Here is a 14,830-nt window from a genome sequence, read left to right on the forward strand (position 1 = left end):
TTACGCTTATAATCTGTCAAAATGCTATAATTCAGGGTGCTGCTAAAAAGTTAATTTCTTGAAGGTTGCCGCCAGACAAGGCCGGATCCGGAGCCGCCGGGCTGATTTTTGACCCTCCATCAGGAACAATGAAGAAATCGTCATGCGTTGCTTATTCTGAAGCGTGCCGATACGCCAGGCAGATCAATTTCATTCTGATCACTTTCACTTCGGTGACTCTGGTAACGGTAATGGTTATACCGGCTGCTGTGGTGTAGGTGTCTCCCGGCTGGAAGGCAGGCAGGGCTTTATTATCCAGCCAGGTACCGAGAATGGGTTGACTGAAGAGGATGGTCCAGGCCTGCCCGGAAAAAATATTTTGGCTCATTTTTAATATGTAACAATTTGTTTTTGAATTGTTTTTAAAGAGATTCTTGTTGTGATATCAATGCTTTCTTCTGAAGAGCAGTAACAGGGTAAATTTTTTTTTATATTTTTATTCTAACCTATAAAAGTGTAAGTAGAGGATAACGATAGTATTGCAACCAAAATCTGAATTAGTGATACTGCTGTGAAGCACTGTAGCATAGATAAAACCAAAATCAGAATCAGTTTTTCTTAACAAGTAAAATCAAAATTTAAGCTAACAAAAGTTTATCTAAGCGAAAAAATCTAAATCTAATTATGTACAGCCATGCTGTAGAATCAGTGCTGTAGAACTATGGCCAGTAATCTTTAAGAGGAATTATTTAAAAACTCAAATGCGATTTTAATACCCGTCATGAGCAGTCATGATGCTGGGTGAGCTATGACCAAAATCTGATTACATCAGCATTTATTATTTATTAATCTAAACCAAAATCTGCAATTACATGAGGAAATTATTACTCGTGGTGACCAGTATGCTATTGATAGCAGCTTCGTTGCTGGCACAAAATCAACGCACTGTTACGGGCAGGGTTACCGATGAGTCGGGGAATCCGTTACCAGGTGTAACAGTGAGTCTGCCTGGTGGTAAAGCCGGAACTATTTCGGATGCCAATGGCAGCTTTTCTATTTCTGTACCTCAGGATGCGAAGGCGCTGAGAGTTTCATTTGTTGGATATGAGTCCCGGACAATGGTCATTAATGGTAACAGCGTTGGGGCTATTAAGTTAAAAGCTGATACCAAAGCCATCTCGGAAGTGATTGTGGTGGGTTATGGTACACAGCGTAGAAAAGATGTGACGGGTAGTATAGCCAGCGTTAAAGGTACTGCTGTAGCGGAGTTGCCGGTACAGAGCTTTGAAGCTGGTTTGGGTGGTCGTGCTGCAGGTGTGCAGATCACCGTTCCGAATGGTGTGGTGAATAACCCTCCTGTATTCCGTATCCGTGGTGCCAACTCAATTGCCGGTAGTTATCCGTTGATTGTTATTGACGGTGTTCCGACTTTTACCGGTGATGCGGGATCTACCAATGCTCCGTTGAACCCTCTATCCAGCATCAATCCTTCTGATATTGAATCTATTGATGTGCTGAAAGATGCGTCTGCTACTGCTATTTACGGTAGCCGTGCAGCTAATGGTGTGGTACTGGTTACCACTAAAAAAGGTAAAGCCGGCAAGGTGAGGATATCCTATGATGGCTGGGTAGGTGCTACTGTTCCCACCAGACTGCCCAAGCTGCTGAATGCACGTCAGTATGTAGCTATTAAAAATGAGGCAGAAAAAAACAACCCAAGCAGTAAAGAACGTTATGCACTGAATGTGGATGCTAACGGAGATACCATTGATACTGACTGGCGTGATGTAGTATATCGCAGTCGCGCTATCTCACAAAGTCATACTGTTTCTGCTTCCGGTGGAAATGAAAATACCGTTTACTATTTTTCTGCTGGTTATACCAAACAGGAAGGTATCCTGAAAAGGAATGACTTCATCCGTAAAAACCTGCTCTTCAACATTGACCAGCGTTTGGGTAAAGTGGTATCATTGGGTACCAAACTGTCTTTCTCCAATGAACAAAGCCTGATCTCAGGATCTTCCGGTTCACTGGAAGGAGAATCGTTTGCTTCCGGTGGTCTTGCCAGGCTGGCATTTGTGACTTCTCCGATTGTAACACCCTATAACAAAGACGGCAGTTACAATATCGCCGGTCAGTACATCGGTAACTACGACAGTTCTTCCCGTACCGGTTTGTACAACCCGCAGGTGTTGCTGGACCTGGACCATTCCAATACAGAGAACAACCACGTACAGGGCAACGTATATCTGCAGGCAAAACCATTTGAATGGTTAACCCTGCGTACGCAGTACGGTATTGACTATATGTTCCTCAACAACGATATCTACCAGAACAATATCCATGGTGATGCGTGGACACTCAACGGCAGAGCATACGGTATCTTTATGCAGAGCAAAAGATGGGTATGGACCAATACCGCACAGCTGGAGCACAGTTTTGGAAAACACAATGTAAACCTGTTGCTGGGTAGTGAACAGCAGCGTGATAACCGTCAGCGTTATGGTATCGTGCGTACAGGACAAACAGATAAATACTTTACCAACGTACAGGGTGGTTGGAGCCTCAATGATCCTTCCGGAATGTTACGTCGTGAGAACTATCTGTTGTCAGCCTTCAGCCGTGTGAACTATAACTATGCAGATAAATATTTCTTAAGTGCTAACCTCAGGCAGGACCAGTATTCTGCTTTTGGTCCAGACAAAAAGAAAGGTGTATTCTATGGTTTTGCAGCCGGATGGGAAATCGCGAAAGAAGATTTCTGGGCTGATGGTGCATTGGGCAAGGTTTTCAACAGCTTTAAACTCAGAGGTAGTTATGGTAAGGTGGGTAACTCTGCCGGTATAGGTGATTTTGATGCGCTCGCCTTGTACACTCCAACACTGTACGGTGGTGATGGCTCCCTGTATTACAGCCAGACCGGAAACCCGCAACTGGGATGGGAAGTAAGTAAGAAAACAGACATTGGTTTGTCTTTTGGCTTGTTTAACAACAGAATCACTGGTGAAGCTGCTTATTACTATAACAATATTGATGGTTTGATCCTGTTCCTTACACAACCACCTTCTGCAGGTGTTCCGACCACTATCCCTACCAACATCGGCCGCATGTACAACAGAGGTTTTGAGTTTTCCGTGAATGCAGCTGCTATCAATAAAAAAGATTTCCAGTGGAACACTTCCTTCAATATTTCCTTCAATAAAAATGAAGTGACTGACCTGGCCGGATCAGCTGTTATTCCTTTCACCACCAGTAGTCTTGAACAAACCAGCGCCAATGCCGTAGGGTATCCGGTATCCATGATTTTCCTGGTAAGAGAAGGCGGTGTGGATCCTGCTACCGGCAGAAGGATATTCATCAATAAAGCCGGCGAAAGCGTATACTTCGATGCCAGTTCCAGATCCTACAGTTATGCTGATGGTAAAAAAGCAGCTCCTGTGGGCATAGGCGATGCGGTACCTTACAAAAATACCAACCCGAAAATCCTGGGTGGTTTTGAAAATACTTTCCGTTACAAAGCATTTGAACTGAACGTACTGTTGACCTACCAGGCGGGCTTCTACGTGTATTACGGTAGCCGTGCCGGTTTGCTGGATCAGCGTTTCTGGAACAACAGTACCGAAGTACTTAACAGATGGCAGAAACCTGGTGATGTTACCAATATTCCGAAACTGGTATTTGGCGACAACGTTTCCAATGGTTCCAGCTTTGCGAATTCATCTAACGTGTTCAAGGGTGATTTCATCAAACTCCGTAATGTAGGTCTTACTTACAATGTACCTGAAAGAATTGCGTCAAAAGCGCGTATGACAGGAGCACGCATATATGTAAGGGCTCAGAATCTGGCCATTATCACCAAATATCCCGGACCTGATCCGGAAGTATCTTCCAACGGTAACAATGTTTCCGGTCAGGGTATAGACCGTAACACACTGGCTAATGGCCGCACATTTACGGTAGGTGTTAATGTTAATTTCTAAACTGAATGAAGATGAAAAGAACCAATTTATATATCCTTTTATTAGCGACAGGATTATTGGCCAGCTGTCAGAAAGAACTGCTGAAGCCTGTTCCTTCAACTGATATTTCCGCGTTTTCTGCATTCGAAAATGCAGAACGTATTGCCAACCAGGTGAATGGTATGTATAGTGTGATGAAGAACGGAAAATTTCTGGGTGGAAAACTGGCAATTGCCAATGAGGTAAGGGCTGGTGATTTTGTGGTGGAAGGCAGTAACAGTGTGACTTTATATCTCACCTGGAGCATGATACCCAACGGTACTGCCCAGGAAATCACCGAAACCTGGGAGCAGGGATATTTGACCATCAACAATGCGAACGTATTTATTGATGGAATGAATGCGGTAGGAACCAAGGTGGTAGGTGATGAGGTGTCCAAAAAATATATCGGAGAAGCGAAATTTGTACGTGCGTTGAGCTACTTTACCCTGTTGCAGATTTATGCCCGTCCATATTGGGATGGCGCCGGCAGCAAGCCAGGTCTGGTACTTCATACACAGGGACATACCAAAAAAGAGGACTATAGTAAAGCCCGGGCCAGTGTGGCAGAAGTATATGCACAAATCCTGAAAGATCTGGATGATGCAGAAGCAGCTTTACCCGCAGCTACTGCCGGCCAAAAAGCCAGCGTAACGCACGCAACTTCCACCGCTGCTATTGCTTTAAAGACAAGGGTATATCTGCATATGGCTAACTATGCCAAGGTTATAACAGAGGCCAATAAACTGGTATCTGCAGCGGCGCCTTTTGTTTCACCTACCAAACATGCGCTGGCGCCTGATATCACGAAAGTATTTGCTACCAACTATCTGTCAACGGAATCCGTTTTCTCGCTGCCGTTCACCAGTGTGGCAGGAGACTACCCGGGTACCCAGACCCAGCTGGGTTTTTATTACAGTACAGAGTATTCCATCGATACCAAGTCAGGTGTTTTTGCGGATGCCACCTGGAAAGCAGGCGATGCACGCAGGAACTTTATCCGGACTGCAGGCGCAAAATCTTACTGGAACAAGTTTTCCACTCCCAGCCCTTATACAGACTGGATTCCGGTTATCCGTTATGCAGAAGTATTGTTGAATCTTGCAGAAGCGAAAGTACGCAGCACCAACACGGTGGATGCGCAGGCTGTTGCGCTGCTGAGTGCTGTAAGAGGAAGAGCAGATGCCAGCACTACTTACACTACTGCTAATTTTGCAGATGCCAACGCTTTGCTTACTGCTATCCAGAACGAAAAACATATCGAGTTTATCGGAGAAGGTATGAGAGGAAATGAGATTACCCGTCTGGGGCAGACCATACCGGGGAAATCCAATCCAGCAGTGACAATTGATCCGGTGCCGAGCAATTCATCCAAATATATCTGGCCTATCTCCGCGAATGAACTGCTTTATAATAAGCTGTGCGTAGATAACCAGTAAAAGAATATCCTCTAATTAACAGACAGGCATTTTCCAATGCTGGTCCTCTTTCATAAGCAAATAGGGCTGCCCTTCACGAGTGGGCGGCCCTTTTATTTCGCAGGATCTGTTTTGGCAGCTTCCCATCCGATCATTGCCTGTTTGCGCACATTGCCCCAGTGATACTGACCAAATTCGCCGGTAGCTTTGATCACCCGATGACAGGGTATGAGGAAAGCCACGGGGTTTTGTCCTACGGCAGTACCTACGGCCCTGGAGGCACGCGGACTGTCTACTGCTGCTGCCAGTTGCTGATAGGTGGTGAGATCGCCCATCGGTATTTTCAGCAGGGCCTCCCATACTTTCAACTGGAAAGCGGTGCCTTTCAGGTGTAGTTTTATTTCAGAAAGACGATGCTGTTCTTTGGTGAAAATATACAGGGTGTTTTGCTGTATGAAGTCTACCATCTGTGTGAACTGCGCATTAGGGAAGCTGGCTATCAGCTCTTGTAAAGCAGCTTTACGATCGTCGGCAAAAGCCATGTGGCAGACGCCTTTTTCGGTGGAAGCTATCAGAATATTGCCGAAAGGACTCTCTGCAAAACTGTAGTTGATATGCAGGGATTTGCCTCCGTTTTTATATTCCCCTGGTGTCATGCTTTCTATGTTGACGAAAAGGTCGTGCAGCCGGCTTGTGCCTGATAATCCGGTTTCAAATGCGGCATCAAATACGGTTGTTTTTTCCTGTTTCAGGATATGTTTGGCATGATGGAGCGTAAGGTATTGCAGGAATTTTTTAGGTGTTACACCTGCCCATTCACTAAATACCCGCTGGAAATGAAACGGGCTCATATGCACAGCGGCCGCCATGTCCTTCAGTTCTGGCTGTTCCCTGAAATGATCGTTGATGTATGTAATTGCCGTGGCAATCTTATCGTAATTGTTCATGACTTTATTGTTTATGACAAAATTACCACGACGAAAGTCGGCAAAAAACCCGGAACTTGCGGAACCTAAAGCTTTTGCAGTCCTGCCTGTCATCAAAAAAATTCTATTACATATATTATTTTTTGTAGATTCCCCATCAGGAAGCTTACATACTTATTAAAATCCATGGTCATGAAAATGAAAAAAACATTCATGGTAGCAGCAGCACTTACAGCAGCAGTTACCTTGTGTTCTCTGGCATTGCCTCAGGAGAACGAAAAGCCTAAAAACCTCAAAGTATTACCGAAAAATATCAGCCATGATGAGCTGATTTCCACCATGCGCTCGTTTAATACCGCTTTGGGTGTAAAATGTAATTTCTGTCACGCATCACAGAAAGATGACCCTAAGAAACTGGATTTTGCGAGTGATGACAACCAGCACAAGGATGCGGCCCGCGAAATGATGAGAATGACCAACCGTATCAACAAAAAATTCTTTAGGCACAATGATGTCATGAAAGTATCCTGCTATACCTGTCACCATGGTAACGAAGAGCCTAAGAGCAAACCTGACGCAGCAGCAGCGCCGGCAGCAACACCGGCGCCCGGCAAGTAAGGCTGGTAATGATATGTTAAAAGGGCCGTCTTCCTTTGGGAAGAGGGCCCTTTTTCTATGTATAAGGTTTTGATCAATAGGGTTTTGGCAGCAAGCGTATTTTAAGATATAGTCATTATTGATCATATTACTGATTTACTGACCGGAAAATGCTTATCTTTACCGATGTTATGTTGAGTTCAAAGCATAAGGCTCTCTCCAGAATCTTTCTTTACTGCTCTCCTCAATGCTGAACGCTGGTGAAAAAAAAGCGTTTTATTTTAATTACGAACAGATTTAATACAATATGCTATTTGAGCAATTAGGGCTGATTGAGCCCATTTTAAAAGCGATAAAAAAAGAAGGTTATACCCAGCCTACCCCCATACAAGTAAAATCCATTCCTATTGTTTTAGAAGGGAAAGACCTACTGGGATGTGCACAGACAGGCACTGGTAAAACAGCCGCATTTGCCATCCCTATTCTGCAACAGCTTTACAATACCAGGTCAAGTGTTGAAGGCGGTTATAAACATATCCGCTCATTGATCCTTACGCCTACACGTGAACTGGCATTACAGATCGATGAAAGTTTTGAGGCGTATGGAAAATTCACCGGCCTTAAACATGATGTTATCTTCGGTGGTGTACCACAGCACCGGCAAACGATCGCGCTGCGCAACGGAACAGATATCCTCATTGCCACACCGGGCCGTCTGCTCGACCTGATGAACCAGGGCTATATTTACCTGGACCATCTGGAGATATTTGTGCTGGATGAAGCAGACCGTATGCTGGACATGGGTTTCATCAACGATATCAAAAAAGTGATCCGCGAACTGCCGCAGCAACGGCAAACGCTGTTCTTTTCGGCCACTATGCCGCCGAACATATCCAAGCTGGCCAATTCCCTGTTGTACAATCCGGAAATGGTGGCTATCACGCCAGTATCTACCACAGCGGAAAGAGTGGAGCAGTCGGTATATTTTGTGAAGAAGAAAGACAAACCACTGTTGCTGGACCATATCCTGAAAGATAAGACCATCCGCCGCACCATCGTGTTTACACAAACCAAACATGGCGCCGACAGGATTGCTAAAAACCTCCGGAAAAGTAATATCAACGCGGATGCTCTGCATGGCGACAAGTCGCAGTCTTCCCGTCAGAATACCTTAACCAACTTTAAAAGCGGCAAGCTGCGTGTACTGGTGGCCACAGATATTGCTGCCAGAGGCATTGATGTAGATTCGCTGGAACATGTGATCAATTACGACCTGCCCAATGTGTCTGAAACCTATGTGCATCGTATAGGCCGTACCGGTAGGGCCGGTGCTGCCGGTTACGCGTTGTCTTTCTGTGCACTGGAAGAAAGGCCGTTTCTCAACAGTATCAACAAACTCACCAAACAAAAAATTCCTGCGGTGAGCCATCCGTTTGAAGAGTCTGCGCTGATTGAAGCCAACAATGCAGATCCGGAAGCACCAAAGGCAGCACCCAGAAAGCCAAAGCCCAAAAACCGCAACCGCTACGGGCGCAACGGCAAAGCGGACAAACGTGATCAGAAAATTGATTTTTGATCCCAGGGCTAAAGCCCTGGGCTATATTAGATGGGACTTGGGCTATATTAGCTGAAGTCCTGGGCCATATTGGCTTAAAGCTCTTCATTATATTACTAAAGCCTTAATCTATTGGCTCAAGCCTGGATTAAATGAAGCAAATCAAAATTAGCCCAGGGCTTTAGCCCTGGGAAATTAAGCTATTTCCACGGGCAGCCGCCCATTTTTGATGGCTTTGGTAAATTCCGCGAAGTCTTTTTCGGTTTGGTTGGCGTAGGCCACTGCAAATTTGCCGATGGCGGTATCCATTAACTCACTCTTACCCATATACGCACTGATCTGTTCCGAGGGGCCTGTTTTGGCATGGGCGCGTGCCAGCATGCGGCCACAGAGGCCTGCATAAGCCATCAGTACTTCTTTATCAAAATGTTCTACATCGGGGGCTATCTTACGGTCTCTTAGCTGCCGCAGGTAAAAATGACGGTCATCGTCGCTGGTGCTCCATCCCAGAAAGATATCACTGGCTGCCTGTACGAGGCGTTGGCCCTGTACTACACGTTCACCTGCATGTTTGTATTTGCTTTTGGCGGTGAAGTTTTCCAATACGCTGGTGCGGGCTTCCTTTACCTGCAGAAACAGCGGTTCATCTTTATCATTCATCAGGAGCACTACGAAGCAACGGGTACCTACACTGCCTACACCTACTACCTTCAGGGCAACGTCTACCACATGATATTTGCTGAAGAGATAACGACGGTCTTCCTGGAGAGTATGGATATATTCTTTGAGGAAGTTCCGGATATTGGCTTTCTCCTTTTCCAGGTCCAACGGATGATAGATCAGCGGATGCTGGTCGGCGATTTCAAAAGTGCCCAGCACGTTTTGGGTGATCTTGTAGAAGACATGTTGTGGTGTGGCTTTCTCTGCTTTGGAGATAGCATCCCTTAGCATGTTTCTCACTTCATCGCTGGTGGTATTGTTCATCAGGGCATGCATTTCGAATTTCATATACCAGAGGTCGAGGGTGTTCATCCGGGAGTATTCGTACATGCTATGCCGGTAGGAGGTGCTTACTTTGATGGCCATATCACGGGCATCTGTTTCCTTGAGCTGGTTGTGACGGGCCGCGAGCACAAAGCTGGTAGCCAGTCTTTTGACATCCCATTCCCAGGTGGCGGGAAGGGTTTCATCGAAGTCATTGGCATCGAAGATGAGTGTTCGTTCGGGGGTGGCGAAGCCGCCGAAATTGCTCAGGTGGCAGTCACCGATGGCCTGTACTATCAGCTGGGTATGGGGTAGTCCGGAAAGGTCGAGGGCCATGAGACCGGCCATACCGCGATAAAAAGCGAAGGGGGACGCGCTCATCCTGCCATGGCGGATGGGAATCAGCTTTTTTACCCTTCCTTCATTGGATATCCTGATAGCTTCCAGTACACTGGGGCGTTGGGGAGAGAGCATAAAATCACCCTGTGAGGTGCGGGGAACGGTGGCCCTGATGTTTTTTCCGGGGGAATCTTTTTCAACAGTCATAAGCAACTGCGACTAGTGATGGATGTGAAGACACCAGCCGTTTGTATAAAATTACGAATTATCAATTACGAAATACGAATGAATGATCTCAGCATTCGTAATTGATAATTCGTAACTATTTATCCTGGTAGCGGGTGAAGCGGAATTTGTCTTTGATGGCTTTGTTGAAATAGGTGCCTTTGGAGCTGGCGTTTTTCATGGCGCGGTATATGGCTTCTGGTACGGCTTCATAGTCGTATATCGCGCCTGACATAAAAACGATGCGTAGTACCGCATGCAGGCCGTCGTAGTAATATGCCCGGATAACAGAGGACGGCATGACTGGTGTATTCGGAGTAGGCGCCTCAATTATCGTACCCGGACTTAGTCGGCTACGGAGCCGCAGGATAGGTTGATGACTGCACCGGTGATGGCGCCCGCCTGGTCGGAGGCCATGAAGGCGGCGGTATTAGCTATTTCGCGGACAGCAGGGAGGCGTCGCAGCATGGTACCACTTTCCATGGCGGTTTGGAATTCTTTGGGATCTTTCATGCCCATCGCCTGAGTGAAGATGTTGAGTACATTTTGTACCATGGCTGTTTCCGGCATAGCGTTGGCGCGCAGGCATACCACTCTGATGCCGTGAGGGCCCAGTTCGGCTGCCAGCGTACGGGAGATGGATTCTATGGCGGCCCAGGCGGTGGCCATGCCTCCAGCCATTGGAGCTGCGAGTTTTGCCGGAGTGGCTGAAATGCTGAGGATTACGCCGGAGCCCTGTTTGATCATATGCCTGGCTGCAGCAGTGGCGGTGATGAAGTTGGAACGGGAATAGGTGGTTACCGGCAGCATAAAATCATCGGGCTGGAGGTCGGCCATCCATACGCCCTGCATGCCCTGCTGGGGTATGGAAATAGCGTTAAAGATGATGTCTATCTGTTGGGCCTGGTCCACTATTTCCCGGAGGTGTTGATTAACCGCTGCCTGATCGAGTGCATCTACGCTGGCAGTGAAGGCGATTCCACCATCGGCCCGGATCTCGTTGGCCACCTGTTCCAGTGTGCTGGTGGTACGTCCTGCGAGGTATACGACAGCTCCTTCCCGGGCAAAAGCACGTGCTACCGCACTACCAATATCTCCTCCGCCACCATAGATGACGGCATTTTTGTTTTTCAACAGCATATTATTGTTTTCACAGTGATGAAATAAATCTACTGTAAAAGTAGTGGAAAAGCTATCTTTAGGGCAGTGGCATAAATGACATTCTGAGGGGTTGATATTGCCATAACGTGTCTGTTATGATTAACGGATAATAATTTGCAGTCTTATGCGTATTGCTATTTTGGATTATGAAAATGTTGTCCCTTCCAGTGTTGCAGGTCCTGCAGACATCCTGGCGGCGATAGCCCGTACTTACCCGTTGCTGACCGGCACGCCTGTCAGCGTCCGTTTTGATATTGACTTTATCAGTGTTAAAGACAACTTGTTATGGCGAAGGGCCATGAATACTGTCGTGCCGGCAAAACTCCGCCGTCAGGAAGTGTATGATCTGGTGATTATTCCGGCGATGGAATCAGATAAAATACTGCCGGTGATACAACGGGAAAAGCGGCTGATAGACTGGCTGCGGCAGCAGCATCTGCAACAGGCCGAGCTGGCCAGTATCTGTGTGGGCGCTTTTATGCTGGGGGCCACCGGATTGCTTGATGGCAAAGCTGCCACCACCCACTGGATGTTTGCTGACCGGTTCCGTAAAATGTATCCGCTGGTAGATGTACAGGATGATAAGATCATCGTAGATCAGGGGAGTATCTACACCTGTGGCGGCGCTTTCAGCTTCACCACTTTTATGATGTATCTGGTGGAAAAATTCTGTGGTCATGAAGCGGCGATCATCGCCTCCAAAATATTAATGATCAATATGCATCAGTTGCCGCAGGATTCATTTTCCATTTTCCAGTTGCAACATGGTCATGCAGATGATGTGATCAGTAAAGCACAGCGGTATATCGAAAAAAATTATGCGGAATCTGTGAGCATAGAAGCACTGGCCAGCCAGTGTAATATGAGTATACGAAATTTTATCCGGCGCTTTGAACAGGCCACCGGCAATACACCATTGGCATATCTGCAGCGGGTACGTATCGAAGCCGCTAAAAAACTGCTGGAGAACAGCCATGAAGGTATTGAGCAGGTAGCACAACGTTGTGGCTATGAAGACATGAGCTTCTTCCGGAAAATATTTAAGCGTCATGTAGCCATGACGCCTAAAGCATATAAAGACAAATACGGTAAAAACGGCCTGCGGCTTGTAGCTGCCGGCATGGACCATGTGTGAGATTTCTCTCTGAAAAAAAATAACAACAAACGGCAGGGCAAAAGGGCGCAACAGGACTAAGGTTTGCCCCTAAGAACAAACAACTGCGTCATACCACTAGACTATCCCGGTTTCCCGGAAGCAGGAATCGAACCTGCGTTTCAGCTCCCAAACGAAGTAACCCGTTGCTACGGCACCCGCGTTGTTGTTGTATCAGGGTAACAAGTATGATGGGGTTAGATTCAGAAGACGAAGTATCCCATCAAAACGACACCGGATTTTTTATGTTGAATGCTTCTCTTTCAGAGGCATTATTATTCGATGAAAAAGGGCAACAAACATGATAGGATTGTTTTTCAGTGATAGTGAAGTATCCCATCATAACGGCACCTTTTTTTATTGTACATACCCGTCATTGCAGGGTATTATTATCTCATTCAAAAAGAACAACAACAGCAGGGCAAAAGGGCGCAACAAGACTGTGATCTGCCTATAGCAGACTGCCTGCGTCCTACCACTAGACGATCCCGGTTTCCCGGGAGCAGGAATCGAACCTGCGTATCTGGCCTGGAGCGAAGTAACCCGTCGCTAACGGCACCTGCCGCTGTTGTCAAGGGTAATAAGTATGATGGGAGTTGGATTCTGGATAAAGAAGTATCCCATCAAAACGACACCTTTTAAGTTGAATTATATCAATTTATGTTGCCCGGACAGGATTCGAACCTGCATTTTCATTGCTGAACAGTATGGCTGTAAATACGCTTCCCTACTAACATTGAAGTGTTCGGTGCACTGTAAATTCTGATCATTACAGGGCGTGCCCGTAACGATATAGTCCATACACTCCGCGGCTACGTAATTTTTCCGCAGCTTTTTCCCTTTAAGCTACCGGGCCTGGTGGGCAGCGCGCCCTTTCAGCGCGCTGCATTGGGTAGTTAACAAAACCGGATGAATATTTTACATCGTGATGTTATGAATATGATCCAGTGCGGTCTGACCGTTTTCGATGGCGTCCATTACTTCAAACACTTTATCACTCCATCCACCGATCAGGTGAACACCATTCTGTTGTACATCTACCGGTGCGGTGCCATGGCCCTGCAGGTCGAAGATGTATAGTTTGGCATTGGGTGCGATTTTTTTATACTGCGCCCAGTTGTTCGCAAAAGGATTTGTTTGTCGGTTGCCCTGGCTGTTCCACATCTGACAGTCGGTGAAGAGCATGATTTTATCTGCCACATATTTTCTTGTGATCAGGTCCTGCAATACCAGGTGTCCGTTGGTGGAATAACCCACTTCTCCTTCTCTTTTGTAGAATGCATCCACATTGGCGAGGATATTGTCTCCCGGCAACGCGATGGTTTTCCATCTGTCGCCGAATATACCGTTGACAACGTGCTGGCATTTATGCTGGAGCAGCATACCGAGCATCAGTCCGATGTCGTAGCCTTTGATTTTGCTTCTTGGCGAGATCGGGAACTGCATGGATCCGGACACGTCGCAGGCAATTACCACGCGGGTGTTGGTATCGAATCCTTTCAGGTGCTGTACGCTCTTTTTAACGGCTGTTTCCAGCGCTTGCAGGATATGTCCTGTCATACCATGTGGTACGGACTGCAGTTCTCGGTAAGCTGCCAGGAATCTGAAAGGCAGCTGTTTTGAATTCAGTACGGCCTTATCGTTGGACAGGTGGTCGCACACCATTTTTATATGATCGTTGCTGACATTACTTTCCAGGATGTTGCGCAGGTTACGCAGGAGGGCCATATATCCCAGCTGGTTGCTGGTGATCAGTCCTTCCCAGGCCTGACGCATGGCGTCCTGTTTGGCTGTTGCGGTGGCAAACTGCTGCTGCCCGGTGGCAGACAGAGTGGTTTCCCAGGTGTAAGGCGTAGTCAGTGTATCGTTTACGATTTTATTAAACAGCTCCTGCTGTGTATCGCTTTTGGCTTTCGGATGTACGAGGAACAGCGCGTCTTTCAGCGTGATAGCTGTCTGGCGGTTGTACTTCGCAAACTGATATTCGTCGAAACGGTTGAAAGCCTGCGCCAGTCCTTTCTGTACCTGCTTGCTCAGCTTATTCAGCTTTTTCATTTCCACACGCTGATTGGCCAGGGTATAATAAGACAGCATTTCTGTGATTTCATCTGCACGTTGTATTACACGCGCTACTGTTTTACCTACCAGGCTGTTACCGCGGTAGCGTTTCGCCATTTCTACGGCCAGTACCATCGGGATGCTGCGCAGATGCATTTTTTCCCGGGTGTATACTGCCAGTCTGGCTACGAAAGCGGGGTCGTTCTGGTCGATCAGTGCGCCGATACGAGCCAGTCTGTCACCGGCTCCTTCATAAAACTGATCGCTCAGGGATGCCGTTACTACACTGGTGTACAGCGCCAGTTCCGGTGTCAGCTTGTATGCTGGCGCTCCTTCGTGATTTAGTGCCTTTTGGGTGCCTTTGGTAGAAAGATTGAATTTCATATCGTTTTGTATTACTTTGTTATTGATGATACAAAGATGTCCCCCTATGTGCG

11 protein-coding genes are annotated in these 14,830 nt (G+C 46.8%); 5 read left to right on the top strand and 6 right to left on the bottom strand.

All coding sequences use genetic code 11. The annotated features are described in order from the left end of the window. Nucleotides 1-151: 151 nt before the first annotated feature. Nucleotides 152-367, bottom strand: coding sequence for a hypothetical protein (locus KD145_RS24560; protein ID WP_212002475.1), 216 nt, complete (start codon nucleotides 365-367; stop codon nucleotides 152-154). A gap of 484 nt (nucleotides 368-851) precedes the next feature. Here KD145_RS24560 and KD145_RS24565 point away from each other — a divergent pair, with 484 nt between their 5' ends. Together KD145_RS24565 and KD145_RS24570 are read left to right on the top strand one after the other, a co-directional pair. Beyond that, nucleotides 852-3,959 (top strand): TonB-dependent receptor, encoded by a 3,108-nt coding sequence (locus tag KD145_RS24565; RefSeq protein WP_212002476.1) that lies wholly within the window; start codon nucleotides 852-854, stop codon nucleotides 3,957-3,959. A gap of 11 nt (nucleotides 3,960-3,970) precedes the next feature. Beyond that, nucleotides 3,971-5,416 carry a RagB/SusD family nutrient uptake outer membrane protein gene (locus tag KD145_RS24570; protein WP_212002477.1) on the top strand — a complete coding sequence of 482 codons (1,446 nt, stop codon included), beginning with the start codon at nucleotides 3,971-3,973 and terminating at the stop codon, nucleotides 5,414-5,416. Nucleotides 5,417-5,508: 92 nt separating this feature from the next. Here the strand turns inward: KD145_RS24570 and KD145_RS24575 are convergent, their stop codons facing one another. Then, nucleotides 5,509-6,342, bottom strand: a complete 834-nt coding sequence (locus tag KD145_RS24575; RefSeq protein ID WP_212002478.1) for a methylated-DNA--[protein]-cysteine S-methyltransferase — start codon at nucleotides 6,340-6,342, stop codon at nucleotides 5,509-5,511. A 171-nt stretch (nucleotides 6,343-6,513) separates the two neighbouring features. On the opposite strand from KD145_RS24575, the gene KD145_RS24580 reads away from it, so the two are divergent. Both KD145_RS24580 and KD145_RS24585 read left to right on the top strand, forming a co-directional pair. Next, entirely contained in the window at nucleotides 6,514-6,939 is a 426-nt protein-coding gene (locus tag KD145_RS24580; RefSeq protein ID WP_212002479.1) for a c-type cytochrome, read from the top strand. Nucleotides 6,940-7,225: 286 nt separating this feature from the next. Continuing rightward, nucleotides 7,226-8,494: a DEAD/DEAH box helicase gene (locus tag KD145_RS24585; RefSeq protein WP_212002480.1), complete on the top strand. Its 1,269-nt coding sequence runs from the start codon at nucleotides 7,226-7,228 to the stop codon at nucleotides 8,492-8,494. Nucleotides 8,495-8,668: 174 nt separating this feature from the next. Here the strand turns inward: KD145_RS24585 and KD145_RS24590 are convergent, their stop codons facing one another. From KD145_RS24590 to KD145_RS24600, 3 genes are all read right to left on the bottom strand, one after another. Continuing rightward, nucleotides 8,669-10,003, bottom strand: coding sequence for a DUF2252 domain-containing protein (locus KD145_RS24590; RefSeq protein ID WP_212002481.1), 1,335 nt, complete (start codon nucleotides 10,001-10,003; stop codon nucleotides 8,669-8,671). Between the two features lie 115 nt (nucleotides 10,004-10,118). Further along, complete coding sequence (locus KD145_RS24595; protein WP_212002482.1) at nucleotides 10,119-10,322, bottom strand: KTSC domain-containing protein; 204 nt, start codon at nucleotides 10,320-10,322, stop codon at nucleotides 10,119-10,121. A 44-nt stretch (nucleotides 10,323-10,366) separates the two neighbouring features. Continuing rightward, on the bottom strand, nucleotides 10,367-11,155 hold the full coding sequence (locus KD145_RS24600; protein ID WP_212002483.1) for an SDR family NAD(P)-dependent oxidoreductase: 789 nt from the start codon (nucleotides 11,153-11,155) through the stop codon (nucleotides 10,367-10,369). A gap of 151 nt (nucleotides 11,156-11,306) precedes the next feature. Between KD145_RS24600 and KD145_RS24605 the strand changes: the two genes are divergently transcribed. Beyond that, on the top strand, nucleotides 11,307-12,317 hold the full coding sequence (locus tag KD145_RS24605) for a GlxA family transcriptional regulator (protein WP_212002484.1): 1,011 nt from the start codon (nucleotides 11,307-11,309) through the stop codon (nucleotides 12,315-12,317). A 936-nt stretch (nucleotides 12,318-13,253) separates the two neighbouring features. Here KD145_RS24605 and KD145_RS24610 read toward each other — a convergent pair. Next, a complete protein-coding gene (locus KD145_RS24610) occupies nucleotides 13,254-14,777 on the bottom strand; it encodes a TROVE domain-containing protein (RefSeq protein ID WP_212002485.1) in 1,524 nt (507 codons plus the stop codon). Between the last annotated feature and the right edge of the window lie 53 nt (nucleotides 14,778-14,830).

The organism is Chitinophaga sp. HK235 (assembly GCF_018255755.1).
Lineage (GTDB): Bacteria > Bacteroidota > Bacteroidia > Chitinophagales > Chitinophagaceae > Chitinophaga.